Source organism: Streptomyces sp. NPDC060049 (assembly GCF_042736715.1).
In the GTDB taxonomy this organism is placed as follows: domain Bacteria; phylum Actinomycetota; class Actinomycetes; order Streptomycetales; family Streptomycetaceae; genus Streptomyces.
In genome coordinates, this window is the sequence record NZ_JBHWVV010000001.1 from 284881 (window position 1) to 310218 (window position 25338).

24 protein-coding genes are annotated in these 25338 nt (G+C 72.2%); 11 read left to right on the forward strand and 13 right to left on the reverse strand.

Annotated elements, in window-relative coordinates:
• On the forward strand, positions 1-789 hold the full coding sequence (locus tag ACFWBY_RS01315) for an SDR family oxidoreductase (protein WP_385343460.1): 789 nt from the start codon (positions 1-3) through the stop codon (positions 787-789).
• 40 nt (positions 790-829) lie between these two features.
• Positions 830-3421, forward strand: coding sequence for a bifunctional FO biosynthesis protein CofGH (locus ACFWBY_RS01320; RefSeq protein ID WP_385343463.1), 2592 nt, complete (start codon positions 830-832; stop codon positions 3419-3421).
• Positions 3422-3492: 71 nt separating this feature from the next.
• On the opposite strand, the gene ACFWBY_RS01325 is transcribed toward ACFWBY_RS01320, so the two are convergent.
• Positions 3493-4578 (reverse strand): tyrosine-protein phosphatase, encoded by a 1086-nt coding sequence (locus ACFWBY_RS01325; protein ID WP_385343466.1) that lies wholly within the window; start codon positions 4576-4578, stop codon positions 3493-3495.
• Between the two features lie 345 nt (positions 4579-4923).
• On the opposite strand from ACFWBY_RS01325, the gene ACFWBY_RS01330 reads away from it, so the two are divergent.
• The gene (locus ACFWBY_RS01330) at positions 4924-6240 is read left to right on the forward strand and encodes an ADP-ribosylglycohydrolase family protein (RefSeq protein WP_385343469.1); all 1317 of its coding nucleotides are present in this window, start codon (positions 4924-4926) and stop codon (positions 6238-6240) included.
• Positions 6241-6412: 172 nt separating this feature from the next.
• A complete protein-coding gene (locus ACFWBY_RS01335) occupies positions 6413-7273 on the forward strand; it encodes an LLM class F420-dependent oxidoreductase (RefSeq protein ID WP_385343472.1) in 861 nt (286 codons plus the stop codon).
• A 309-nt stretch (positions 7274-7582) separates the two neighbouring features.
• Here the strand turns inward: ACFWBY_RS01335 and ACFWBY_RS01340 are convergent, their stop codons facing one another.
• Positions 7583-8014, reverse strand: coding sequence for an ATP-binding protein (locus tag ACFWBY_RS01340; protein WP_385343475.1), 432 nt, complete (start codon positions 8012-8014; stop codon positions 7583-7585).
• A gap of 118 nt (positions 8015-8132) precedes the next feature.
• Here ACFWBY_RS01340 and ACFWBY_RS01345 point away from each other — a divergent pair, with 118 nt between their 5' ends.
• On the forward strand, positions 8133-8978 hold the full coding sequence (locus tag ACFWBY_RS01345; RefSeq protein WP_385343478.1) for a Scr1 family TA system antitoxin-like transcriptional regulator: 846 nt from the start codon (positions 8133-8135) through the stop codon (positions 8976-8978).
• Positions 8975-9220 (forward strand): DUF397 domain-containing protein, encoded by a 246-nt coding sequence (locus tag ACFWBY_RS01350; protein ID WP_385343481.1) that lies wholly within the window; start codon positions 8975-8977, stop codon positions 9218-9220. Before ACFWBY_RS01345 ends, ACFWBY_RS01350 begins: the two co-directional genes overlap by 4 nt.
• A 38-nt stretch (positions 9221-9258) precedes the next feature.
• Here the strand turns inward: ACFWBY_RS01350 and ACFWBY_RS01355 are convergent, their stop codons facing one another.
• Positions 9259-10095: an alpha/beta fold hydrolase gene (locus ACFWBY_RS01355; protein WP_385343484.1), complete on the reverse strand. Its 837-nt coding sequence runs from the start codon at positions 10093-10095 to the stop codon at positions 9259-9261.
• Positions 10092-10685, reverse strand: a complete 594-nt coding sequence (locus ACFWBY_RS01360) for a TetR/AcrR family transcriptional regulator (protein WP_385343486.1) — start codon at positions 10683-10685, stop codon at positions 10092-10094. Before ACFWBY_RS01360 ends, ACFWBY_RS01355 begins: the two co-directional genes overlap by 4 nt.
• Positions 10686-10790: 105 nt before the next feature.
• Between ACFWBY_RS01360 and ACFWBY_RS01365 the strand changes: the two genes are divergently transcribed.
• Genes ACFWBY_RS01365 through ACFWBY_RS01375 form a run of 3 tightly spaced genes read left to right on the forward strand, consistent with a single transcriptional unit; the run spans position 10791 to position 12943 of the window.
• Positions 10791-11432: a LysE family translocator gene (locus ACFWBY_RS01365; RefSeq protein WP_385343489.1), complete on the forward strand. Its 642-nt coding sequence runs from the start codon at positions 10791-10793 to the stop codon at positions 11430-11432.
• Between the two features lie 60 nt (positions 11433-11492).
• Entirely contained in the window at positions 11493-12038 is a 546-nt protein-coding gene (locus ACFWBY_RS01370) for a hypothetical protein (protein ID WP_385343492.1), read from the forward strand.
• Between the two features lie 23 nt (positions 12039-12061).
• Positions 12062-12943 (forward strand): sigma-70 family RNA polymerase sigma factor, encoded by an 882-nt coding sequence (locus ACFWBY_RS01375; protein ID WP_385343502.1) that lies wholly within the window; start codon positions 12062-12064, stop codon positions 12941-12943.
• A gap of 231 nt (positions 12944-13174) precedes the next feature.
• Here ACFWBY_RS01375 and ACFWBY_RS01380 read toward each other — a convergent pair whose 3' ends face one another.
• The 3 genes from ACFWBY_RS01380 to ACFWBY_RS01390 form a co-directional block, all read right to left on the reverse strand.
• Positions 13175-13447, reverse strand: a complete 273-nt coding sequence (locus ACFWBY_RS01380) for a hypothetical protein (protein ID WP_385343495.1) — start codon at positions 13445-13447, stop codon at positions 13175-13177.
• 411 nt (positions 13448-13858) lie between these two features.
• The gene (locus ACFWBY_RS01385) at positions 13859-14308 is read right to left on the reverse strand and encodes a helix-turn-helix domain-containing protein (protein ID WP_385343497.1); all 450 of its coding nucleotides are present in this window, start codon (positions 14306-14308) and stop codon (positions 13859-13861) included.
• A gap of 132 nt (positions 14309-14440) precedes the next feature.
• Positions 14441-16021 (reverse strand): APC family permease, encoded by a 1581-nt coding sequence (locus ACFWBY_RS01390; protein ID WP_385342221.1) that lies wholly within the window; start codon positions 16019-16021, stop codon positions 14441-14443.
• A gap of 333 nt (positions 16022-16354) precedes the next feature.
• On the opposite strand from ACFWBY_RS01390, the gene ACFWBY_RS01395 reads away from it, so the two are divergent.
• On the forward strand, positions 16355-17050 hold the full coding sequence (locus ACFWBY_RS01395; RefSeq protein WP_385342220.1) for a hypothetical protein: 696 nt from the start codon (positions 16355-16357) through the stop codon (positions 17048-17050).
• Positions 17051-17117: 67 nt separating this feature from the next.
• On the opposite strand, the gene ACFWBY_RS01400 is transcribed toward ACFWBY_RS01395, so the two are convergent.
• The 5 genes from ACFWBY_RS01400 to ACFWBY_RS01420 all read right to left on the reverse strand — a co-directional run bounded on the left by ACFWBY_RS01400 (position 17118) and on the right by ACFWBY_RS01420 (position 23561).
• Positions 17118-18623 carry an aldehyde dehydrogenase family protein gene (locus ACFWBY_RS01400; RefSeq protein WP_385342219.1) on the reverse strand — a complete coding sequence of 502 codons (1506 nt, stop codon included), beginning with the start codon at positions 18621-18623 and terminating at the stop codon, positions 17118-17120.
• Complete coding sequence (locus tag ACFWBY_RS01405) at positions 18620-20359, reverse strand: amidohydrolase family protein (RefSeq protein ID WP_385342218.1); 1740 nt, start codon at positions 20357-20359, stop codon at positions 18620-18622. Before ACFWBY_RS01405 ends, ACFWBY_RS01400 begins: the two co-directional genes overlap by 4 nt.
• A 213-nt stretch (positions 20360-20572) precedes the next feature.
• Positions 20573-21694 carry an LLM class flavin-dependent oxidoreductase gene (locus ACFWBY_RS01410; RefSeq protein WP_385342216.1) on the reverse strand — a complete coding sequence of 374 codons (1122 nt, stop codon included), beginning with the start codon at positions 21692-21694 and terminating at the stop codon, positions 20573-20575.
• Between the two features lie 116 nt (positions 21695-21810).
• Positions 21811-22596 (reverse strand): SDR family NAD(P)-dependent oxidoreductase, encoded by a 786-nt coding sequence (locus ACFWBY_RS01415; RefSeq protein ID WP_385342214.1) that lies wholly within the window; start codon positions 22594-22596, stop codon positions 21811-21813.
• Between the two features lie 17 nt (positions 22597-22613).
• Entirely contained in the window at positions 22614-23561 is a 948-nt protein-coding gene (locus ACFWBY_RS01420) for an LLM class F420-dependent oxidoreductase (protein ID WP_385342213.1), read from the reverse strand.
• Between the two features lie 152 nt (positions 23562-23713).
• On the opposite strand from ACFWBY_RS01420, the gene ACFWBY_RS01425 reads away from it, so the two are divergent.
• Positions 23714-24397, forward strand: a complete 684-nt coding sequence (locus tag ACFWBY_RS01425; protein ID WP_385342211.1) for a hypothetical protein — start codon at positions 23714-23716, stop codon at positions 24395-24397.
• Between the two features lie 94 nt (positions 24398-24491).
• Here the strand turns inward: ACFWBY_RS01425 and ACFWBY_RS01430 are convergent, their stop codons facing one another.
• Positions 24492-25337 carry a hypothetical protein gene (locus ACFWBY_RS01430; RefSeq protein ID WP_385342209.1) on the reverse strand — a complete coding sequence of 282 codons (846 nt, stop codon included), beginning with the start codon at positions 25335-25337 and terminating at the stop codon, positions 24492-24494.
• Between the last annotated feature and the right edge of the window lies 1 nt (position 25338).

Here is a 25338-nt window from a genome sequence, read left to right on the forward strand (position 1 = left end):
ATGTCGCCGCTGCTGCAAGGGAAGACCGTCATCGTCTCCGGCGTGGGGGCCGGGCTCGGGCACCAGGTCGCCGCCACCGTGGTCCGCGACGGCGGCAACGCCGTGCTCGGCGCGCGGACCGAGGCCAACCTCGCCAAGGCCGCCGCCGAGATCGACCCCGCCGGCGCGCACACCGCGTACCTGCCGACCGACATCTCCGACGAGCGCCAGTGCGAAGCCCTCGCCGCCCTCGCCCAGGAGCGTTTCGGCGGCGTCGACGCCGTCGTGCACGTCGCCGCCTGGGACTCGTACTTCGGCGGCCTGGAGGACGCCGACTTCGGCACGTGGCAGCAGATCCTCGACGTGAACCTGCTCGGCACCCTGCGCATGACCCGCGCCTGCCTGCCCGCCCTGAAGCGCACCGGCGGATCCGTCGTCATCATCGGCACCCAGTCCGCCATCGCCGCCCCCAACGAGGTGCAGCAGGCGGCCTACGCCGCCTCCAAGGGAGGGCTGACCTCCGCGATGTACTCCATGGCCCGCGAGCTCGGCCCGCACCGCATCCGCGTCAACACCGTGCTCCCCGGCTGGATGTGGGGCCCGCCGGTCCAGGCCTTCGTCACCTTCACCGCGCACACCGAAGGCGTGCCCGAAGCCGAGGTCCACGCGCGGCTCACCGACCGCATGGCGCTCCCCGACCTGGCCACCGACGGGGACGTCGCAGACGCCGCCGCCTTCCTCGCCTCCGACCGGGCTCGGGCGATAACCGGCCAGTCGCTGCTGGTCAACGCCGGGGAGATGATGCGATGAGCCCCTCCGCCCGCCCGCGAGCGGATCGTATGCTCGGCCCATGACCACTCCGAGTGACGCTCCGACCGACAACTCGATGCGCCGCGCGCTCCGGCGCGCCCGCGACGGCGTCGCGCTCGACGCGGCCGAGGCGGCCGTACTCCTGCAGGCGCGCGGCGAGGCCCTCCGGGACCTCGCCGCGTCCGCCGCCCGCGTCCGGGACTCCGGGCTCGAAGCCGCCGGCCGGCCCGGCGTCATCACGTACTCGCGCAAGGTCTTCATCCCCCTCACCCGTCTGTGCCGCGACAAGTGCCACTACTGCACCTTCGTCACCGTCCCGGGCAAGCTCCGCCGGGACGGCCACGGCATGTACCTGTCCCCCGACGAGGTCCTCGACATCGCCCGCGAGGGCGCGGCCATGGGCTGCAAGGAAGCCCTGTTCACGCTCGGCGACCGGCCCGAGGACCGCTGGCCGGAGGCCCGCGAGTGGCTCGACGCGCACGGCTACGACGACACGCTCGCCTACGTGCGGGCCATGGCCATCCGCGTCCTGGAGGAGACGGGCCTGCTCCCCCACCTCAACCCCGGTGTCCTGAGCTGGTCCGAGCTCCAGCGGCTCAAGCCCGTCGCCCCGTCGATGGGCATGATGCTGGAGACCACGGCGACCCGCCTGTGGTCCGAGCCGGGCGGTCCGCACCACGGCTCCCCCGACAAGGAGCCGGCCGTCCGGCTGCGCGTCCTGGAGGACGCGGGCCGCTCCAACGTGCCCTTCACGACCGGCGTGCTGATCGGCATCGGCGAGTCGTACGAGGAGCGCGCGGAGGCGTTCTTCGAGCTGCGCCGGATCCAGCGCAGCTATCACGGCATCCAGGAAGTCATCGTCCAGAACTTCCGCGCCAAGCCGGACACGGCCATGCGCGCCATGCCCGACGCCGAGCTGGAGGAGCTGGCGGCCGCCATCGCGGTGGCCCGACACATCCTCGGCCCGTCGGCCCGGATCCAGGCTCCGCCGAACCTCGTCGACGCCGAGTACGCGCTGCTCATCGGTGCGGGCATCGACGACTGGGGCGGGGTCTCGCCGCTCACCCCCGACCACGTCAATCCCGAGCGCCCCTGGCCGCACATCGAGGAGCTCGCGGAGCGGACCGCGGCCGCCGGCTTCGAGCTGCGCGAGCGCCTCACCGTCTACCCGGAGTTCCTGCAGCGCGGCGAGCCCTGGCTGGACCCCCGGCTGCTGCCGCACGTGCGCGCGCTGGCCGACGCGCAGACGGGCCTGGCGGACGAGTCCGCGCGCGTCGAGGGCCGGCCGTGGCAGGAGCCCGACGAGGGTTTCACCGCCTACGGGCGCACCGACCTGCACGCCACCATCGACACGCAGGGCCGTACCGGCGACCGGCGCGACGACTTCGACGACGTCTACGGAGACTGGGAGGCCCTGCGCGAGGCCGCGGCGCCCGGCATGGTGGCGGAGCGCATCGACACGGACGTACGGGCGGCCCTCGCCCAGGCCGCCGACGATCCGACGAAGCTCACCGACGGCCAGGCACTCGCCCTGCTGCACGCGGACGGTCCGGCGCTGGACGCGTTGTGCCGGGTCGCGGACGACCTGCGCAAGTCGGTGGTGGGCGACGACGTCACCTACATCGTCACGCGCAACATCAACTTCACCAACGTCTGTTACACCGGCTGCCGCTTCTGCGCCTTCGCGCAGCGCCGTACGGACGCGGACGCGTACACGCTCTCGCTCGACCAGGTCGCCGACCGGGCCGCGCAGGCGTGGGACGTGGGCGCGGTCGAGGTGTGCATGCAGGGCGGCATCCACCCCGACCTGCCCGGGACGGCCTACTTCGACATCGCGCGGGCGGTGAAGCAGCGGGTGCCGGGGATGCACGTGCACGCCTTCTCCCCGATGGAGGTCGTCAACGGCGCGACGCGTACCGGGATGTCGGTGCGCGACTGGCTGGCGGCGGCCAAGGAGGCCGGGCTCGACTCGATCCCGGGCACGGCGGCGGAGATCCTGGACGACGAGGTCCGCTGGGTGCTGACCAAGGGCAAGCTGCCCACGGCGGACTGGATCGACGTGGTCACCACAGCGCACGAGCTGGGGATCCGTTCCTCCTCGACGATGATGTACGGGCACGTGGACCAGCCCCGGCACTGGCTCGGCCACTTCCGTACGCTGGCCCGCGTCCAGCGGGCCGCGCTGGACAAGGGCGTCGAGGGTTTCACGGAGTTCGTGACGCTGCCGTTCATCCACACGAACGCGCCGGTGTACCTGGCGGGCATCGCCCGGCCCGGGCCGACGGTGCGCGACAACCGGGCGGTGACGGCGATGGCGCGGATCCTGCTCCACCCGTACATCCCCAACATCCAGACCAGCTGGGTGAAGCTGGGTGCGGAGGGCGCGGCCGAGATGCTGCGGTCGGGCGCCAACGACCTGGGCGGGACCCTGATGGAGGAGACCATTTCCCGCATGGCGGGGTCGGGTTACGGCTCGTACAAGTCCGTCCGGGACCTGATCGCCGTCGCCGCTGCGGCCGGGCGGCCCGCGAGGGCCCGGACGACCTTGTACGGGGAGGTGCCGCAGGAGCGCCGGGACGCGGCGCGCGCCTCGGACGGACACCTGCCGGAGCTGCTGCCGGTCCTGGACTGACGTCGGGTGGATGCGGGTGGGCCCGGCCGGACGCGCACCGGCCGGGCCCACCCTCGTCTCGCGGCGGCCGCTCAGCCCACCAGGAGGTCCTTCTTGAGCTGCTTCAGCTCGCGGGCGTCGATGCCGAGGCCGTTCCCGAGGTAGTTGTCGAAGGTGCCGTACGCGGCTTCGACCTCCTCGTAGCCGGCGTTGAGGTACTCCGGGCGGACGTCGAGCATCGGCTTGTACACGGCGGCCTGGGCGGCCGGCAGGTGGGAGAGGACCGCGTCGTTGGCGGCCTTGCGGTAGTCGTTGCTGGCGAGGTAGTCGGCCATGACGGTCTCGCCCGGCACGCCGAGGGCGGTCAGCAGGGAGGCGTTCGCCCAGCCCGTGCGGTCCTTGCCCGCGGTGCAGTGGAAGAGGACGGCCCGGTCGCGGTCGCGCTCCATGCCCTCGAAGACCCGCGTGTACGCCTTCTTGCCGCCCTCGCCGCCGACCATCGCCCTTTCGGCGTCGACCATGGCCTTGACGGCCTCGTCGGGCGACGTGGGCATGGACTGGAAGGGCGGCGCACCCGCGAAGACGTCGGCGACGACGTACGTGGCGCCCGCCGGGACCTTGTCGGCGTCCTTGGTGCGCTCGCTCTCCGTGCGCAGGTCGAAGACGGTCTTGACGCGCAGGCGCTGGAGCTTGGCGAGGTCGTCGCCGGTGAGCTTGTCGAGGGCGTCGGAGCGGTAGATCTCGCCCATCTTGACCCACTGGCCGCTGGTGGTGCGGTAGCCGCCCGCGTCACGGAAGTTGGCGGCGCCCTCCAGCTTGATCAGCCGGTCGGCCAGCCGCAGGTTCCCGCCGCGCTCGGCTGCGAAGTCGAACCACTGCCGGTCGGCGGCGGGCAGCCCCGCGACGACCGCCTGGCCTCGGGCGCCGCCCTTGGCGACGACCTTGCCGTTCGCCTTGACCTCGACGCGCTTGGTGCCCTCGGCGCTCCACTTCAGGGTGTACGAACCGTCCGCGCCGGCGGTGACGGTGGCCTCGGTGAAGGGGATGGCGGAGCGGGCGTGGTGCCGGCCGGCCCACGGAAGGTCCCACTCGGGGGCGGCGGTGGCGGCGGGGGCCGCGACCAGGGTGAGGGTGAGCGTGGAGGCGACGACGGTCGCGGCGAGCAGTGCCTTCTTCATGGCCCGAGCCTGTGGGCCGACGGACAACACCGCGTGAACACGGCATGGCCGGAACTGGCTGCCGGGAAGGCGGGTGGCAAAACGTGCCATGCGCCTGGCCGGCGGTTGACCGGGGCTCACGGCCCGGGCGGGCCGGGCGGGCCTCGCGGGCCACCCGGCCGACGGACCCCCGGGGCTCCGCCCCGGACCGCGCCTCAAACGCCGGCGGGGCTTGATCAGGGGACCGGTGGAAATCAGCCGTTCCGGCTTGTCATACAGGTCGCATGACCGACTAGTTCCGGACCCGATCGATCCTGTCCACTACAGTGCCCGCCAGAGCATGCGCGGGTAGTCGGGGGGATCGAAATGGACACGGCGACCGAACAGTCCGGGGAGCCTCAGGGCCCGGCCGGCGCGGCCGGACCGGCCACCGCGGTGCCCGTGCCCGCCGGCGAAGCCCGCCGTGCCGACACCGGCGCCGGCACGGGGACCGGCCTCGGCCCCGCCACCGGCCCGCACGCCGGCGACACCATCGGCGGCCGCGCCGCCGTCACCACCGGCCTCTGGGGCCGCACCGAGCAGCAGGACTTCCGCAGCCGCGTCAGAGGCGCCCTGCTCGCCTCCGCCATCGGCGACGCCCTCGGCGCACCCGTGGCGGCCCTCTCCCTCGACGCCGTGCACGCCGCGCACGGCCCCGCCGGCCTGACCGACCCGGCGCCGGGCGGGGCCGGCGGCCGCAGCCCCGTCACCGCCGCCACGCAGCTCACCCTGTTCACGGTGGACGGCTTGATACGGGCCCACGTCCGCCGGGACACCGGCGCCTGGCACCCGCCGACGGACGTGCACCGCGCGTACCTGCGCTGGGCCGCCACCCAGCACGACTGGGGCCCCGACGAGCGCCGCGCGGACAACGGCTGGCTCGCCCAGGAGGAGTGGCTCTACGCCCGCCGCGGCCCCGCCCGCGCCTGCCTGACCGGTTTCGCCGACGGACTCCTCGGCACCCTCGACCAGCCGAAGAACCCCACCGCCCGCGACGCGGCCGCCACCACCCGCTCCGCGCCCTTCGGCCTGCTCGTCGGCTGGGAGCCCGCCCTCGTCCTCCAGCTCTCCGTCGAATGCGCCGCGCAGAGCCACGGCCATCCCGCCGCATATCTTGCGGCCGGCGCCTTCGCCGTGATCGTCCACGGACTGACCCGCGGTGAGTCCCTCGACTCGGCCGTGCAGCGCGCGCTCGGCCTGCTCGGCGTCCGCCCCGGCCACCAGCCCGTCACGGACGCCCTGCAGCGGGCGCTCGCGGCCGTCACGGCCGGCGCCCCCTCACCGAGGACCATCGAGGCCCTGTCCCCCGACTACGGGGACGGCGCCGGCGACGGCCGCGCCGCCGAGGAGGTCCTGGCCGTCGCCGTGTACTGCGCCCTCGTCGCCGAGAACGTGGCGCACGGCCTGCGGCTCGCCGTGAACCACGGCGGCGACTCCGCCGCCACGGCCGCGGTGTGCGGGGCGCTGCTCGGCGCCCAGCACGGCGAGACCGCCCTCCCGGCGGGCTGGCTCGCCGGCCTGGAGGGCCGCGCGACGATCCTCGAACTCGCCGACGACTTCGCCCTGGAGATGACCCAGGGCCCCGCCCTGCACGGCCCGTCGGCCGCCTCCCCCGGCTGGCTGGCCCGCTACCCGCGCGGCTGACCGCCCCCGGGACCGGGCGCGAGCGGCGGCCCCGAACCGGCCGCGGGCCGGAACGAGGCGCGCCCCGGAGCGCGCCGCGGACCCGGGCGCGCCGTGGCCGACGCGCGCCCCTGCCGTCCGCGCGCGCGAAGCCTTACCTTGGCCCTCCCACGCCACGGAGGTGCCAGCGCACATGCGGATCGCCACGACCATCTTCCTCACCGACCGCACCATCTCTCCCGTACGCCTCGCGCGCGCTCTGGAGGAACGGGGCTTCTCCGGCCTCTACCTCCCCGAGCACACCCACATCCCCGTCAGCCGCGACACCGCGGCGCCCATGGGCGGCGAGCTCCCCGAGATGTACGGGCGCACCCTGGACCCCTTCGTGGCCCTCGGTCAGGCCTCCGCCGTGACCGAGCGGCTCCACCTCGGCACCGGCATCACCCTCGTCGCCCAGCACGACCCCATCGACCTCGCGAAGCAGGTCGCGACACTGGACCACCTGTCCGGCGGCCGCGTCACCCTCGGCATCGGCTACGGCTGGAACGTCGAGGAGGCAGCCGACCACGGCGTCGAGTGGCGCACCCGCCGCGAGCTGGTCCGCGACCGCATGGCACTGATGCGCGCCCTGTGGTCGCCCGAACCGACGGCGTACGTCGGCCAGTTCTCCTCGGTCCAGGCCAGCTCGGCGCACCCCAAGCCCGCGCAGGCCCCGCGCGAGCTCGCCCCGGGCGTCCCCCTGTACGGACCCCGCACCATGATCGGCGGTCAGGCCGGCCCGAAGCTCTTCGCGGCCATCGCCGACCACGCCGACGGCTGGCTCCCGATCGGCGGCGGCGGCCTGACCGAGTCCCTCCCCGTACTGCGCCAGGTCTGGGAGACCGCGGGCCGCGACCCCAAGTCCCTGCAGGTGGTCCCGTACGCCGTCCAGCCCACCCCGGGGAAGATGGGCCACTACGCGGACCTGGGCATCGAGGAGGTCGTCCTGCAGCTCCCCTCGGAGGACGAGCCGGAGGTCCTGCGCGTCCTGGACGGCTTCGCGCAGTACCTCTAGGCCGGACCGCGCAGGCCGGCCGACCGCGACCGGGCCCCGGCGCCCGGCCACCCGTTCCGCGACGGACGGCCTGCGCTTGACCCGTACGGCTCCGGGCCGCAGCGAGTCCGCCAGGTTCGCCGACAGCACGTCGACGTAGAGGTTCAGATCCGCGCTGTCCAGGCGCAGCGCCGCGGCCGGCAGTTCCACTTCCCGGTCAGGCATCGAGGCTCAGCACCGTGGTCGGCCGGTCGATGACGTGGTCGCGTCGCCCCGGCTGCGGGAGGCCGGCACCGGCCTCCCGCCGCCGGAGCGGAGGCGGGGCTCCGGCTACGCCTTGAGCTCCGCCCACACCGTCTTGCCGATCAGCCGGTCCCTGACCCCCCAGTCGGCGGCGACGGCGTCCACGATCCGCATCCCGTAGCCCGCCTCCGCCTGGTACGCGTGCGGCCGTACGACCGGTCGCCGGTCCCGGCGCGCGTCGGAGACCTCGACGCGCAGCGCGCCGGGCAGGAGGCTGAGCCGCAGCTCGAAGTCCCGCCCGGCCACCCGCCCGTGGACGACGGCGTTGGCGGCGAGCTCGGCGACGAGGAGGCCGGCGTCCTCGGACAGCCCGGTGCGGTCGGGGATGCCCCAGTCGTGCAGCTCGACGAGGGCCAGCTGCCGGGCGAGGCGGGCCCCGCGCCGGGTGCAGCTGAAACGCTGCGTGAACACGCGTACGAGGGCCTGGGGGGATCCCGGGGATCCAGGGGATGCGCTCATGGGGGCAACGTCCCGTGTGGGGAGGCATGTTCTCCAGCACGGCAACCGCTACTTTTCAACTGTACGAGTCCACTCTCTGGACAGGCGCGGTCACCGAACGTGAGGATGTGCCGGGGAGGTGACCGCCGTGGCGAGCGTGGACGAGAGCGGTGACAGCGAGGTCGAGCCGGACGCCGACCTGCGGAACTTCGGAGAGACGATCAGGGCCTTCCGCAAACGGGCCGGCCTGACCCAGGAGCAGTTGGCCCCCCAGATCCGCTACTCCGTCCAGTACATCGGCTCGGTCGAGCAGGGCCGCCGCCACCCGTCGACGAAGTTCGTGGACCGGGTGGAGGAGAAGCTGGACGCCTTCGGCGTCATTCGGATCGCGGCGGACCGGCTGACGCGGCGACGAGGTCTCGCGAAGTGGTTCCGGCGCTGGGCGGAGCTGGAGGAGCGCGCGATCGCCCTCAACACGTACGAGTGCCGCTCGGTCCCGGGGCTGCTGCAGACGGAGGCGTACGCGCGGGCGCAGATCAGGGACGTACCGCCACTCCCGACCCCGGAGGACGCGGAGGCGCGCGTCACCCTCCGACTGGCCCGCCAGGGCTTGCTGCGCAGGACGCCGTTCATCGCGTTCAGCTTCATCATCGAGCAGGCGGTGATCGCGCGTCAGACGGGCGGGCCGGAGGTGACGCGCGAGCTGATCGACCACCTGCTGGAGTGCGGGGGGTTACCGAACGTCGACCTTCAGATCATGCCGACGGTCAGCCCGGTGCACGCTGGAGCGGATGGCCCCTTCCAACTCCTCGAAACCGAGGAGAACGAGTGGCTGGGGTACAGCGAGGGGCAGAAGACAGGCCATGTCATCGCCGACCCGAAAGCCGTCAGCGTGCTCCACCAGCGGTATGCCAAACTTCGCATCCAGGCCCTCAATCCCGCGGACAGCGCGGGCCTGTTGATGCGATTGCGAGGATCCCTGTGAACAGCTCCCGGCTCCGGTGGTTCAAGAGCAGCTACAGCGGCAGCGAGGGCGACAGCTGCGTCGAGGTCGCCCTCCCCTGGCACAAGTCGACGTACAGCAGCGGCGACGGCGACAACTGCGTAGAGGTCGCCGCCTGCACCGACTCCGTCCACGTCCGGGACTCGAAGGTGGACGCCGGCCCCGAGCTGGCCGTGACGCCCGGCTCCTGGGCCGCGTTCCTGGGCGGGGTCACCGAGGCCTGAGCCGCGCCGAGCGGCCGTGGCGGCCCTTCGATGCGGGATCAGGCCCGGAAGGTCTTGTGCAGGAGCCCGGCGAACTCGGCGGGGTGCGTGGTCGTGCCGGTGTGCCCGCCGGGGAAGTGCAGGAGTTCCGTGCCGAGGCGCTCGGCCAGGAAAGCGGCCGGGCGGTAGGGCAGTTCGCCGCGCGAGTCCCGGCCGCAGGCAAGGACGAGGCCGGCCGAGAGCGCCGCCAAGCGGTCGATGTCCGGGGTGTAGGACATGAAGCCGGGAACGATGCGTCCGACGAAGTACGGCAGGTTCGCCATCGTCCGCTCGGCCCGAGCCGCTGCCTGGGGTGGCAGCTTGATCTCGGGCTTCGGCTCGGGGGTGCTGCCGTCCTTGTTCAGGCCGTCGGCGAACGCGGCCATCGCCGGCACGAGCCCCTCGGTGCGGAGGACCTCCTGCACGCGCGCGAGGAACGCGCGGTGCGCGGGGGCGTCCGGCAGGACCTCCACCACCGGCGGCTCGTGCGCTACGAGGCGTTCGACGCGTTCGGGGTGCGCGGTGAGCAGGTGGAGGGCGGCGATCGCACCCGAACTGGAGCCGAAGACGCGGGCCGGCTCACCGGGCGAGAGCAGTTCCAGCACGCGGAAGGCGTCGTCGGCGTGCTCGGCCACTCGCTGCTCGGCCTCGGGGTCGTCCAGGGTGCTGGCGGACATGCCGCGCGGGTCGTAGGTCGCGACGGTGTATGCGGCGGCCAGTTCGTCGGCGATGCCGTCGAAGGCGGCCGCGCCGCCCGCCCCTCCGGGGATGAGCAGCAGGAGCGGGCCGCGGCCGCGCACTTCGTAGTGCAGGGTCGCGCCGTTCACGCGCAGGCTGCCGGTGGTCGGGGCGCTCATGCGGAGTCTCCTTCCCGGGACGGGGGCCAGTGCTCCAGGAGGACGTGGAGGGCGTCGAGGGCGCGGACCCAGGAGTCCTGCGGCGAGCGCTCGTGTGCGAACCCGCCCGCGGCCTCAAGGGCGACGAAGCCGTGGAAGGTGCTGCGCAGCAGCCGGACGGCGTCGGTCAGGTCGGGCTCGGCCAGGCCGTAGCCGCGCAGCATGCCGTAGGTCAGTTCGACCGCCCGCCGCGGTCCGGGCGCCTTCGCCGCCAGTTCGGGGTCGATCCGGATGGGCGTCTGCGTCGCCGTGTAGCGGCCCGGATGCCTGCGGGCGTACTCCCGCCAGGCGTCGGCGAACGCGACCAGCGCGTCCTTGCCCGCCCGCCCGGAGGTCGCCTCCGCGATGCGGATGGTCTTCTCGTCCGCTGCCAGCAGCGCGATCCGTCCGCGCAGATCCTCCAGGCCGCGTACGTGCGTGTAGAGGCTCGCGTCCTTCACGCCGAGCCGCCGCGCGACCTGCGACATGGTCACCTGGTCGAGCCCCACCTCGTCCGCCAGTTCGGCGCCCGCGACCGTCACCCGCTCCGTCGTCAGCCCGGCCCGCACCATGGATCCTCCCCGCGATCACGTCCTAGGACCCCTAGGTTTAACCTAGAGATCCTAGGAAACACAAATGGGTTCCCCTCCCGCCACCCGTCCGGAACGATGAGCCGCATGGTGTCCACCGACCGACTGCTCGCCTTCGCGGCGATGTCGCTGCTGCTGATCGTCGTTCCCGGGCCGAGCGTGCTCTTCGTCATCGGGCGCGCCCTGTCCCAGGGACGGCGGGCCGTGCTGACGACGGTCGCCGGGAACACGCTGGGTGCCTACGTGCTCGTCGTCGCGGTGGCGTTCGGCGTGGGCTCCGTGGTGGAGCGGTCGGTACTGGTGTTCACCGCGCTCAAGTTCGCGGGCGCGGCCTACCTCGTCTACCTCGGCGTCAAGGCCTTCCGGCAGCGCCACTCCCTGCGGGCGGGGGAACCCGCCGCGGACGACGCCTCGTACGGGGCGTGGCGGTCCCTGTGGGAAGGGTTCGCCGTCGGGGTGGCCAACCCGAAGACCATCGTGTTCTTCGCCGCCGTCCTGCCGCAGTTCGTGGACCGCGACCAGGGGAACGTGGCGGCCCAGATGCTGCTCCTCGGCCTGGTGTTCAACCTCATCGCCGTGGTCTGCGACAGCGCGTGGGGGATGGTCGCCGCGACCGCCCGCAGCTGGTTCTCGCGCTCACCACGGCGCTTGTCCGCGATCGGCGGGGCCGGCGGCCTCGCGATGATCGGCCTCGGTGTGACCGTCGCCGCGACCGGACGCAAGGACTGACTCGAAGCCAGGCCCGAGCCCGGCCCCAAGCCCGACCCGAAGACTGCCCCAGGGGGATCCATGCGTGTCCGCTTACTCCTCGTACCGGTCGCCGTCGGCGCCGTCCTGCTCACCGGCTGCGCGGGGGAACCCGAGAGCCCTCCGATCAAGACGAACGTGAGCTTCAAGCCCGTGCCCAGCACCACGGCGTCCGATCCGGCGAAGAGCGGCGCGGGCGTCATCCAGTGGTACCAGGACGGAGGCCGCGAACGGCTCAACAAGCTGATCGCCTCCGCGCGGATCGCCCACGGCAGTCACGAGGCCGACAGGATGTACATCGACATGGGCCCCCTGTCCCGCAGCCTGGAGGACGCCCGGGGGTACGCGATGATCCCCGACCCGAAGACCCACGAAACGTGGACGAAGGCCCGCACGCAGATCGGCTCCGGGCTGCGCAGGGTGCTGGCCATATCGAACATGGGCGTGCCGTCGAGTGAGTACGACGAGATGGAGGGGGTGCCCGGCGACGGCTGGACGTGGATCGCCGACGGCATCGAATCCCTCAGGAGCACCGATGCGCAACTGCGCGCACTGGGCTGCGTATCCACCGAAGACCCCTGGAAGTAGGCGGCGTGACCGGCGTTGTGAAAGTGGGCGAACAGGACCTGCTGGCCGTCCGGTTCGAGGAGCACCGGTCGCACCTGCGCGCCGTCGCCTACCGGATGCTCGGCTCGATCGGCGAGGCCGAGGACGCCGTGCAGGAGTGCTGGCTGCGGCTGAGCCGCAGTGACGTCAGCGGCGTGGAGAACCTCGGCGGCTGGCTGACCACGGTCGTGGCCCGGCTCTGCCTGAACGGGCTGCGTGCGCGGGAGACGCGCCGCGAGGACTCCCTGGAAACCCGGATGCCCGATCCGGTCCTCAGCCGGGAGGGGGCCGTCGACCCCGAGGACGAGGTGCTGCTGGCCGACTCGGTCGGCCTGGCGCTGCTGGTGGTCATGGAATCCCTCGCACCCGCCGAGCGGCTGGCGTTCGTCCTGCACGACATGTTCGCCGTGCCCTTCGACGAGATCGCCGTGATGCTCGACAAGACCCCGGCGACGACGCGGCAGCTGGCGAGCCGGGCCCGCCGGCGCGTGCAGGGCCGGGCGCCGGTGCCGGATCCGGATCTGTCGCGCCAGCGCGAGGCGGTCAGCGCGTTCTTCTCGGCCACCCGCGACGGGGACTTCGACGCGCTCGTCGCCCTGCTCCACCCGGACGTCGTCCTGCGCTCCGACGGCGGCGTCGCGCGCGCCCGCCACACGGTGGTCCTGACCGGCGCCGAGACCGTGGCCTCCCAGGCGTCCGGCTACCGCAGCCTCGCGCCGTTCGTCCGCCCCGCGCTCGTCAACGGCGCGGCGGGCGTGGTGTGCGTCGTGGAGGGCCGCCTGATCTCGGTGATGGCGTTCACGGTGACGGACGGCCGGATCGCCGCCATCGACGTGATCGCCGACCCCGAACGGCTGGGCGCCTTCGACCTCTCCGCCGTCCTGTGACGCGCCTGCCTTCCGCACCCCCGTCCGGGGGTGCGGAAGGTCGTCTCGTCCTCTGCTCCCGCCCCTGGGGCCGACCGGCGGGCCGTCGGTGGCGCCTCCGTGCCCGCGGCGCCGGGCGTGCCCGCCTCCTGGGCGTCCAGCAGCTCGTCCCAGAGCTCGCGGGTCCCTCGCAGGCCGCGTCCAGCGGGCCGAGCAGCCCCCTGCCGAGCGGGGTCACGGCGTCGGCTGAGGTCAGCCCACCTTCGGGGTCTTCGGCAGTCCGGCGGTGAGGGCCGACCCCGCTCCGGCGAGCGAGGAGTCGGTGGCCGAGGCCGTGGCCTCCACCGCCGTCTTCGCGTCCTTGACCGCGCCGCCGGGGTGGTCGACGATCTCGCCGACGCGCTGGGTGATCGGGGGGCCCTGGACGGCGGGCCCGTCGGCGGCGTGCGCGGCGGCGGGGCTGAGGACGAGGGCCGCTCCCCCGGACACGAGGAGGGCGGCGAGGCTGCGCTTGATGGCGTTCATACCGACCAGAACGACCCGCCCCCGCCCGGGTCACCCGCCCGGCCGCACCCGTTCCACGAACCGGCCGACGCCCGCCTTCTGCAATCGGTCCAGCAGCTCCTGGACGGTCATGGGCGGATTCCTCTTCCCCTCGGCCATCTTGCGCACGGTGGCCCTGATCTCACTGGGAAACTCCGCTTGGATCTCGCACAAGTACGTATCGGGATCGAGCACGCGGACGCCGAGCCGCGCCATGGCCCCAGCCGGAAAGTCCGCGAGGTTCCACGTGACGAGCGCGCCCGCACTTCATGGACCGCATCCTCCGTGAGCGCCGGCATGAGGTCCATGACGGAGAACGGGACCAGCACGTTCGTGTCCACGAATACCCGCACAGGTACGACTCCCCCTCCGCGCCGCAGCCCGGTCTCGGGCTCAGTACGGCAGTCCCGTTTCGTCCATGGCTTCAGTGATCTTCCGGCGACCCTCTTGGCGGCGTTGGCGGCGGGCCTGGAAGGCCAGGGCGTCCGCGAGGCGCACCCGCCGGTGGCGGCTGCCGGGCAGGTGGTCCGACGGAATGTCACCCGAATCCAGCAGCCGGACGACGAAAGGCCGGGAGAGCCCCAACAGGCTCGCCGTCTCCGCCGGGCTGAGTTGGACCTCGGCGGCGAGGACGGTTACGGCGTGACCGTTCGCGAGTTCGTGGGCGGACGCGGTCAGGATCCGGACCAGCGCCTCGGGCAGGACCTGCTCGCTCCCGTCTGCCGCGCGCAGTATGACGTCGACTCCCTCGGGCACCAGGGGCCCGGTAGCGGCCAGGGCGTCCTGAAGCTCTCGCCCCGGCTCCACCGTGATTGCGTTCGCGAGCACGCTCGTACGCGTCATCCTGAAGCCTCCTCGGCTAACTGAAATAACTGCAACCCGCACGTCCGGCCACGGCAACGCCCGTGGCCCCGACCCGCCAGGAGGCGGGCCGGGGCCACGGGGACGACACGGTGGGGCGGGGAAGGGAGCGGGTCAGTCCTCGACCACCAGGGCCGGGGTGGACTTCGTCAGGACCTCGCCGCGGAAGAAGGCCGGGCTGCGGCGTTCGGTGGCGAACATGACGACCAGGCCGAGGGCCAGGAGGCCGACACCGATGACGAAGACGCTGCCGACGCCGAGGCCGGGGATGGTGGAGCCGGAGCCGTAGGACGGGTCCCAGGCGTCGTAGAGGGTCTTGAAGAAGACCGCGGCGAGCAGCAGGCCGCCGAGGACCGGGAAGAAGCCCTTGAAGAACAGGTCGCGGGCGGAGCGGCGCAGCTCGCCGCGGAAGTACCAGGCGCAGGCGAAGGCCGTCAGGGAGTAGTAGAAGCAGATCATCAGGCCGAGCGCGAAGATCGTGTCGGTGAGGACGTTCTCGCTGACCAGGGTCATCACGGTGTAGAAGCCGCCGGTCGCGATGCCCGCCGTGACGGTGGCGCGGCCGGGGGTCTTGAACCGCGGGTGGACCTTGGCGTAGGAGGCGGGCAGGGCCTCGTACGTGGACATGGCCAGGACCGTGCGGGCCACCGGGATGAAGGTGGTCTGGAGGGAGGCGGTCGCGGAGGCCAGGACGGCGACGAAGAGCAGGATGCCGAGCATCGGGCCCATCACGGGGCCGGCGAGGGCGGCGAAGACGTTTCCGGAGGTCTCCGGGTTGCCGAGGCCGAAGCCGGCGGTGCCGGAGCCGACGGCCATCTGCGCGGCGACGCCGGTGGCCAGGTAGGAGCCGACCAGGACGACCATCGCGATGAGCGACGCACGGCCGGGGGTCTTGGCGGAGCCGGTGGTCTCCTCGTTGGTGGCCAGGCAGGCGTCCCAGCCCCAGTACATGAAGATCGAGAGCGAGAGTCCGGCGGTGAAGGCCGCCATGGACTCGACCGCGAAGGGGTTCATCCACTGCCAGGAGAAGTCCAGGCCGGTGTCGAAGGTGCCGGCCGAGGCCTTCTGGAAGGCCATGACGACGAAGACGGCGAGGACGGCGAGCTGGAGGCCGACCAGCGCGTACTGGACGCCCTTGGTGGCCGTCATGCCGCGGTAGCTGATGGCGGTCGCGACGGCGATGAGGGTGAGGCAGGTGGTGATGTGGACGAGTTTGTTGTCGTCCAGGGCGGAGATCGCCGGGTTTCCGGTGGCTTCGCCGGCCAGCAGCCAGAAGTAGGAGGTGGCGACGCCGGCCAGGTTGGAGAGCACGATGATCGTGGCGATCACCAGGCCCCAGCCGCACATCCAGCCGATCCGTGGGCCGAAGGCCTTCACGGTCCAGGTGAAGGAGGTGCCGCAGTCCGGCATGGACTTGTTGAGCTCGCGGTACGCGAAGGCGACCAGCAGCATCGGGAGGAAGCCGGCCAGGAAGACGGCCGGCATCTGGACGCCGACCTCGCCGGCGGTGGAGCCGAGGGTCGAGGTCAGGCAGTAGACGGGGGCGACGGTGGAGATGCCGATGACGGCGCTTCCCACGAGGCCGACGGAACCCTTGCCCAGGCCCTTGCCGCGGACGTCACCGTCGGCGCCGCCCTCGCGGGTGGTGCCGCTTCCCGTGTCTCCGGCCGGGGGCCGGACGTCCAGCTGTGTCATGGGTCAGGACGTTAGACGCTGCGTTTTCCACATCTGGAGTACATAAGTCCGCATACCTGCGGCCCGGATGACCTTTGATCACCAACCCGTACGCGCGTGTCGAGCTCACAATGCAAGGTGCATTCACCTCGCCGTACCCCATTCGACAGGAACCGGACACGGCTTTCCGATATGCGGAAACCGCAGCCATGTCCGTTTTGTACGTTTCCAAGCTTTCCCGTGTGACTTTCGCCGACCCGCCCGCGGTTCACTTCCCCGCCATTTTTGCCGTGAACATGCCGATCCTCTAAAGTCGCCGCCGTTCAAGGTCATTTACAGGGGAGACACCGACTCATGCGCGTCAGAGCACTGCTCACCACCGTCACCACCGTCACGGCCCTGCTCGTGCTCACCGCCTGCGGCAGCGGCGACGGGGACGGCGACGGCGCGGCCGCGAAGGGCCTCGGTGCGATCGGCGGCGTCAGCGGCGGTGACGGCAGCGGCGACGGCGGCGACATGGAAGGGACCCTGGAGAACCCCACCAAGAACGGCGGGGTCAGCGGCAACGCCCCCAAGGACGGGACGCCCTTCCAGAAGCTCCCCAAGGCGGGCACCATGGCCGCCGCCGCCCGGTACGTCAACGGGTTCACGAAGTGCCCCACCGTCGGCACGGAGCCCACGGACGACGAGTCCCCCGACAAGGAGGACAAGGCGTACGACGCCACGTGGTCCGTCACCGAGCACGGCTACTGCGGCCGCGGCACCCGCATCTTCCTGTTCAAGGACGCCAAGACCTTCCAGGCCTCCTACAAGAACCACCTCGACAAGCAGCTGAAGGAGAGCCCGAACACGGGCCTCAGCGGCGGGTTCCTCCTCGGCCAGGACTTCGCCGTCCTGGCCGAGAGCGATTCCGCGATCGCCTCGATGACCAAGCCCGGCGGGCTCCTCATCCTGAACTGCCACCCGAAGTTCACCGCGCCCAGCGGCTACGTGAAGGCGGAGGGCCTCGTGAAGGGCTGCGTCCTCACCGACTACTTCAACGACAACTGAGCCGACCGGGCCGGGGAACCCCCTCGGCCCGGCCCCCGGCCCCCGGCCCCATCAGCCCGTCAGCCCGTCAGCCCGCCCAGACGATCGACTGGATCTCGCTGTAGGCGTGCAGGGCGTACGAGCCCACGTCCCGTCCCACACCCGAACGCTTGAAGCCGCCGAACGGCGCCTCCATGTTCCGCCCGATCGTGTTCACGCCGACCCCGCCCGCCCGCAGCCGCCGCGCCAGCCGGAAGGCGCGCGCCGCGTCCCCGGACCACACGTAGCTCAGCAGCCCGAAGTCGCTGTCGTTGGCCAGGGCCACCGCCTCGTCGTCGTCTCCGGCGGCTCCGTCGAACGGGACGACCACGACGACCGGGCCGAAGATCTCCTCCCGGACCACGCGCATGTCGTTGGTGCAGTCGACCAGCAGGGTCGGGGCCACGTAGAAGCCCTTGCCCGCGCGGGCGCCCTCCCCGACGACCGGACGCCCGCCGCCGAAAGCGATCCGCGCGCCCTCCTTCTTCCCCAGCTCGATGTACGACTCCACGCGGTCCCGGTGCGCCGCCGAGATGACGGGGCCCACCACCGTGCCGCGCACCGTCGGGTCGCCGACCTTCATGTGGGCCAGGTAGCCCGTCAGCTTCTCCACGAGCTGCTCGTACACCGACCGGTGCACGATCACCCGGGTCGGAGCCGTGCAGATCTGCCCGGAGTAGAAGGAGAAGGTGGTGCCGATCCCCATCACCGCCGCGTCCAGGTCGGCGTCCGCGAGGACGACCGCCGCGCCCTTGCCGCCCAGCTCCATCAGCTGCCGCTTCATCGTGCGTCCGCAGACCTCTGCGATGGCCTGACCGACGCCCGTGGATCCGGTGAAGGACACCATGTCCACGTCCGGGGAGTCCACGGCCGCCTCGCCGACCTCCACGGAGGTGCCGCCGACGACGTTCACCACGCCCGCCGGGACCCCGGCCTCGTGCAGCGCGTCCGCCATGCGGAACACCGACAGCGGGTCCTGCGGGGCCGGCTTCACCACCACCGTGTTGCCCATGGCCAGCGCCGGGGCCACCTTGCCCGCCGGGTTGGCCCACGGGTTGTTGTACGAGGTGATGCAGGTGACGACCCCGACCGGCTGGCGCACCTCCAGCGCGCCGAGGACGCTCGCCGCCCCCATCGGCCCCGCGTCGGTGACCTGCGGCGGCAGCCCGCGCTCCACCGGCTCCAGCGCGCCCCTGGCGTACCGGCGAAAGCGCGTCACCCCGACGCCGACCTGCATGCCGCGGGCGATCCCCGTCGGGGCGCCCGTCTCGGCCTGCGCGAGGGCGGACCAGGGCTCGTACTCGCGCTGGATGATGTCGGCGGCCCGGTCCAGGATCGCGGCCCGCTCCTCCGGCCTCGTACGGGACCAGCTCGCGAAGGCCGCGGCGGCGGCGCGCGCCGCGTCCTCGACCTGACCGCGCGAGGCCTCGGGGGCCAGGCCCACGACGGACTCGTCCGCCGGGTTGACCACCTCGTAGTGGCCGCCGGCCGGCTCGACCCACTCGCCGCCGATGTAGAGCTTCTGCGGTCCCAGCGGTTCGCGTCGGGCGGTCATCGCGTGCTCACCGTCCTCGTGTCCCGGCCGGAACGGAGCACGATCCCGGGGATCGCCCCCGTGATCTCGTCGTCGCGGACGGTCTCCACGCCGTTGACGCGCACCGACACGATTCCGATCGCCCGTGCGTCCAGCCGCGGGCTGTCCCCGGGCAGGTCGTGCACGAGCGTCGCCGGCGCGGCATCGATCCGCTCCGGGTCGAAGAGCACCAGGTCCGCGTGGAAGCCCTCGGTGATCCGCCCGCGCTCGCGCAGCCCGAACAGCTGGGCCGGGTCGTCGGTGAGCATCCGTACCGCCTGCTCCAGCGGCACCAGCTTGCGACCGCGCAGGCAGTCCCCGAGGAAGCGGGTCGTGTACGGGGCCCCGCACATGCGGTCCAGGTGCGCGCCCGCGTCGGACCCGCCGAGCATGACGTCCTCGTGCTGCCAGGTCTCGGCGCGCAGCGTCCAGCTCGCCGGGTCGTTGTCGGTGGGCATGGGCCACAGGACCGTGCGCAGGTCGTCGTTGGCGCAGATCTCCACCAGGCACTGGAAGGCGTCCTGGCCGCGTTCGGCCGCGATGTCGTTGACGACCCGGCCCGACAGGCCTTCGTTGGCCTCGCTGTAGGTGTCGCCGATGACGTAGCGCCCGAAGTTGGCCAGGCGCCGGAAGACGCCGGCCTCCTTGCTGTCGGCGCGGCGCAGCATCTCGGCCCGTACGTCGGCGTCGCGCAGCCTGGCGATGCGCTCCGGGACGGGCAGGGCCAGTACCTCGCCCCAGCCGGGGATGAGGTTGAGGGCGCAGAACGTGCCGAGCGACATGTTCATGGGCGTCAGGATCGGCATGGTCAGCGCGACGATGCGGCCGCCCGCCTTGCGGGCGCGCTCGCTCGGGACGAGCTGGCGCGGCACGCGCTCGGGTACGGAGGCGTCGATGGTCAGCACGTTCCAGTTCAGCGGCCGGCCGGCGGCCGCGCTCATCTCGACGAAGAGGTCGATCTCCTCGTCGGCGAACTGGTCGAGGCAGCCCGCGACGATGGCCTCCAGCTGGGTGCCCTCGTGCTCGGAGACCGCCTTGGAGAGGGCGAGGAGTTCGGCCGGCTCGGCGTGCCGGGAGGCCACGGGGGCGCCCGAGCCGTCGGAGTGGGTGGAGGACTGGGTGGTCGACAGGCCCCAGGCGCCGGCGTTCATGGCGTCGTGGAACAGGTCGAGCATCGCCTGCATCTGCTCTTCGGTCGGCCGGCCGCCGACGGCGTCCTCGCCCATCACGTACCGGCGCAGGGCGCAGTGGCCGACCATGAAGCCGGCGTTGACGGCGATCCGGCCGTCGAGCGCGTCGAGGTACTCGCCGAAGGTGGACCAGGTCCAGTCGACGCCTTCTTCGAGGGCCTTGAGGGCCATGCCCTCGACCTTGCTCATCATGCGGCGGGTGTAGTCGGCGTCCTCGGGGCGGGCCGGGTTGAGGGGGGCCAGGGTGAATCCGCAGTTGCCGCCCGCGACGGTGGTCACTCCGTGGTTCATGGAGGGGGTCGCGTACGGGTCCCAGAACAGCTGGGCGTCGTAGTGCGTGTGGGGGTCGACGAAGCCGGGGGCGAGGACGAGGCCGGTAGCGTCCTCGCTGCCGCGGGCCTCTTCGGTGACGGTTCCCGGCGGGGCGATGACGGCGATCCGGCCGTCCCTCAGGCCGACGTCGGCGACGCGGGCCGGGGCTCCCGTTCCGTCCACGACGGTGGCGCCCTTGATCAGGTGGTCGAGCATGACGTCCCTTCTGCGGCCGGGCAGATCCAGCCCCGCCGGCGGTTGAGGCGCGGGGGTCCGGGGGCCGGCCCCCGACACGGCGCCGCCCGTGCGGGCCGCTGCCGAAGGCCCTGGTCGGAGCCCGCCGGGCCGGCCGCGGCCACGGCATGACTCCGGCCAGGGCCGGGTGCGGGGCGGCGGTCCGGGAAGACGCCGCCCCCGTTCCCCCGCGGGCTACGCGCCTTCGCGGAAGCGCGTGGTGCGGTGCACCGGGTCGGTGTCGATGTGCGGGATGACGTGCTCGCCGATGAGCTTGATGGTGGTCATCGTGTCCTCGGGCGAGACGCCGGTCGGCAGGCCGAAGGAGAGCTGGTCGGCGCCGGCCTCCTCCCAGCGCTTGCACTGCGCGCGGACCTCGGACGGGTCGCCGCAGATCAGCAGTTCCTCGGCGATGAGCAGCTCGATGATCTCCGCGTTGTACTCGGGGAGCGTCTCGGGCCACTGGGGGATCGCCTCGGGCCGCGGGAAGGTGTCGTGGTAGCGGAAGACCAGCGACTGGAAGCGGTTCATGTTGGCGTTGACGGCGATCTCGACGGCCTTGTCGTGGGTCTCGGCGCAGATCGCGGTCGAGGTGACCATGACGTTGTCGTTGACGAAGGCGCCGATGGCCTTCGCCTCCTGGATCGCGGTCTTGTACTGCTCCAGCACCCAGGCCATGTCGGAGACCTTCTGGACGCTGAAGCCGAGGACTCCGAGGCCCTTCTTGGCCGCCATGGCGTACGAGGAGGGGGAGCCGGCGGCGTACCACATGGCCGGGTGGGCCTTGCCGTACGGCTTGGGGAAGATCTTGCGCGGCGGGAGCGACCAGTGCTTGCCCTGGAACCCCTCGTACTCCTCCTGGAGGAACATCTTGGGGAACTCGGCGATGGTCTCCTCCCAGATCTCCTTGGTGCCGTTCATGTCCTCGATGCCGGGAAGGAAGCCGAGGATCTCGTGGCTGCCGGCGCCCCGGCCGGTGCCGAACTCGAAGCGCCCCTTGGAGAGGTGGTCGAGCATGGCGACCTTCTCGGCCACCTTGACGGGGTGGTTGACCGGGGCGAGGGGGTTGAAGATGCCGGAGCCGAGGTGGATGCGCTCGGTGGCGTGGGCGAGGTACCCGAGGAACACCTCGTTCGCCGAAAGGTGCGAGTACTCCTCCAGGAAGTGGTGCTCGGAGGCCCAGGCGTACTTGAAGCCGGACTTGTCCGCCTGGATGACGTACTCGGTCTCCTCGATCAGCGCCTTGTGCTCTGCCTCGGGGTCGACCTTGGACCGCGCCTCAGGCACGTATCCCTGCACAAAGAGCCCGAATTCCAAGGGGATTCACCGTCCTTTTGTTTCTGACGTGGCGTCAGATTCGATGTCACGACTGTTCCACCGCCGGGGCGGGAGCGTCAATAGCTGACGCTCCATCAGATACCGCCGAGGGTGGTTCACAGGACGCTGACGCCCGCCATCCAGCCACCGTCGATCACGAACGGCTGACCGGTGATGTACGAGGAGTCCTCGCTGGTCAGGAACAGCGCCAGCTTCGCTATCTCCTCGGGCCGGCCCACCCGGCCCATCGGCACCACGCGCTGGTACAGCTCGGCCATGGCGTCGCGCGCCTCGTCGGTCATGTTGTCCGGGTCCAGCAGCCCGGGGTTGGCCATCGGGGTGTCCACGGCGCCCGGGCACATCGCGTTGACCCTGATGTTCCTGGACGCCAGCTCCAGGGCCGCCACCCGGGTCAGGCCGAGGATCGCCGCCTTCGTCGCCGCGTACGTGCCGACGTACGCCATGCCCGTCAGGCCCGTGTACGAGGAGGTGTTGACGATGGTTCCGCCGCCTGCCGCCTCGATCTCGGGGGCCACCGTCTTGATGCCGAGGAAGGCGCCGACCTGGTTGACCTGGACCACCTGCTGGAACTCCTCCAGCGGGGTCGAGGTCAGCTCGTTGAAGCGCAGGATGCCGGCGTTGTTGACGAGCCCGTCGACCGGGCCGAAGGCCTCCTTCGCCGCCGCGACGGCGGACGCCCAGTCCTCCTCCCGGCTCACGTCCATCCGTACGTACCGGGCCCGGTCCTCCCCGATGTCCTTCGCGACCGCCGCACCCTGCTCGTCCAGTACGTCACCGAGGAGCACCTTGGCGCCCTCGGAGGCGAAGAGGCGGGCCTCCTGCTCGCCCTGGCCGCGTGCCGCACCGGTGATGACGACGACGCGCCCGTCCAGCTTGCCCATGTGTTGCCCCTAAGTGGCTAGTCGTTGAGGAGCGGGCCCACTTCGGACCCGAAAGCGGTGATCTGGTCGATGAGTTCGGCCCGGTCGCGATTGCGGAAGCGGACCTGGATCTGGTCGACGCCCAGCGCCTTGTACGCGCGCAGCGACTCGGCGAGCGCCTCCGCCTTGCCGGTGAGGGTCCGCCTGCCGGTGTCCCAGCCGGGCTCGCCGACGTAGAGCGCCTCGGTGATGGCGCCGAACTCCACGGGGCCGGCGACCCCGGCCGCTTCGCGGAGCTCCTTGATCCGGGCGATCTGCGCCGGGAGCTTGTCGCGCGGGTCGCCCTGCGGGAGCCAGCCGTCGCCGCGCACGGCGGCCCGGCGGACGGCGGCGGGCGAGGAGCCGCCGACCCAGACGGGGATCCGGGCCTGGGTGGGGCGGGGCAGCTGTCCGAGGTCCTTGAAGGAGAACAGCTCGCCCTCGAACTCCGGGTACTCCTGCGGCCCGAGGGCCGCGCGCAGGGCGTCGAGGGTCTCGTCGAGGACGGCTCCCCGGCGTGCGAAGTCCACGCCGAGGGCCTCGAACTCCTCCTGCACGTGCCCGGCGCCGACGCCGAGGATCAGCCGCCCTCCGGAGAGGTGGTCCACGGTGGCGTACTGCTTGGCGCTGAGCAGCGGGTGGCGCAGGCCGAGGATCGCCACGTGGCTCAGCAGCCGCACGTTCTCGGTGATCCCGGCCAGGAAGGAGAGGGTGGCCACCGGGTCGTACCAGACGGTGCTCATGGGGCCGGCCATGCGGCGCGGGATGGCGACGTGGTCGCAGGTGGCGACGTAGCCGAATCCGGCCCGGTCGGCCGCCCGCGCCACCGCGGCGAGATCGGCCGCGCCGGCGGTCGCCTCCCAGGGCTCGGCGTAGATGGTGCTCTGCGACTGGATCGGGAGCTGCATCCCGTAGACCAGCCGACCTTCCGGAAACACGCGCGCCATGGGCCGTACCCGCCTCGTCCTCGTCTGCCGATTCGTCATACCGACGTCGGGGGCCATCGTCGTAGCTGACGGACCGTCAGGCAAGGGTGCGGCCGCTATCGATCGGCGCCCGGGGGGTGTGCGCGTTCGAAACTCCCGCTAGGGTGCCGCGCGTGGATCTTCTTCTGACCCTGGTCAGCGGGCTGGCGTGGACCGTCGTGTACGTCGAGGCGATCCGGGTGGGGCTGCGCGACCGGACGTACGCGATGCCCGTCGCCGCCCTCGCGCTGAACTTCGCGTGGGAATCGACCTACGCCGTCAACGACTTCCGCACCGGCGTGTCCGCCCAGGGCGTCGTCAACGTGGTCTGGGCCGTCGCCGACGTCGTCATCCTGTACACGTACCTGCGCTACGGGCGGGCCGAACTGCCCGGCTTCGTGACGCGGCCCCTGTTCGCCCTCTGGAGCGTGCTCGTCTTCGCGACCGCGTTCGCCGTGCAGTGGCTCTTCCTCGCCCACTTCGGCTCGCACGACGCGAGCCGGTACTCGGCCTTCCTGCAGAACCTGTTGATGTCCGGACTGTTCATCGCCTTCTACGCGAGCCGGCGCGGCCGGCACGGGCAGTCGCTCGTCATCGCCGTCGCCAAATGGATCGGCACGCTCGCGCCGACGTTCCTCTTCGGGGTCGTCGAGGACGCGCCGTTCATCCTCGGCCTGGGCCTGCTGTGCGCGGTCTTCGACCTCGTGTACGTCGCCCTGCTGGCCAGGGACCCGGCGGGCGGCGGGCCCGTGCTCGGCGGCGGAGGACCGGCGGGCGGCGCAGGGACGGTCGCCGGGTCGGCTCCCGCGGCCGGATGACCCGGAGCGGCGGGCCCGTAGGCGGCAGTCCCGGAGCCGGTGAGCCCGTAGGCGGCGGGCCCGTAGGCGGCAGTCCCTAGCCTGCGGGCCGTGCTCAGAAGCCGTGGGGGCCCATCACGATGACCGGCTTCGCCGCCGGGTCGAGGGTCGCCAGGATCTTCTTCATCGCTTCTTTCGGAATCCCCACGCAGCCCTGCGAGGGCCCGTCGTGGTCCACGTGGAGCCAGATGTTGCCGCCCTTGCGCTCGCCCTCCGGCTTCGTCGGGTCGAGCGGGCTCACCCCGGTCCGGCGGTTGAAGTCGATGGCGACGACATAGTCGAAGGAGCCCCGCAGGGACTCGCCGTTCACGCCGCGCCCCGTGGCCACGAACGAGCGGTCCTGGTCGTACGGGAACTTCGTGCCGGGCGGTTTCGGCAGCAGGCCGCCCGCGTCGGTCAGCGCGAACACGCCCTCGGGGGAGGTCAGGTCGCCGTACGTCCGCTCGGTGGACCAGCCCTTGGCGCCGTTGCGCGCGGGCCAGCTGTCGTTCTTCGCCCAGTCCGCCCCGGCCGCCGGGCGCGTGTACAGGGACGCCGTGGACTCGGAGGAGTCCGCCGCCTTGCCGGTGACGAGGATCAGCTGGCGGGAGTCCGCGGGGATCTTCGCGCGCGTCTGCTCGCTGATCTCCGGCAGCCCCTGGAGGCCGCCCCGTTCGGCTCCGCGCGCGGCGCGGTCGGAGGCCGGCGGGCGGGCGTCGGCCACCGCCTGCGCGGCGGCGTTGGCCGGCGGATCGTGCGCGAGGTACACCCAGCCGGCGCCGAAGCCGAGGAGGCCGAGGGCGGCCACCGCCGCGAGCGGGCGCGGGCTGCGGGAGTCGCGGGCTGCGCGCCGTGCGCCGCCGGCGCGGGAGCGTCGGGGCGGACGGGACGTTCGGGAGCCGGCTCGGGCGTGCTTGCTCATT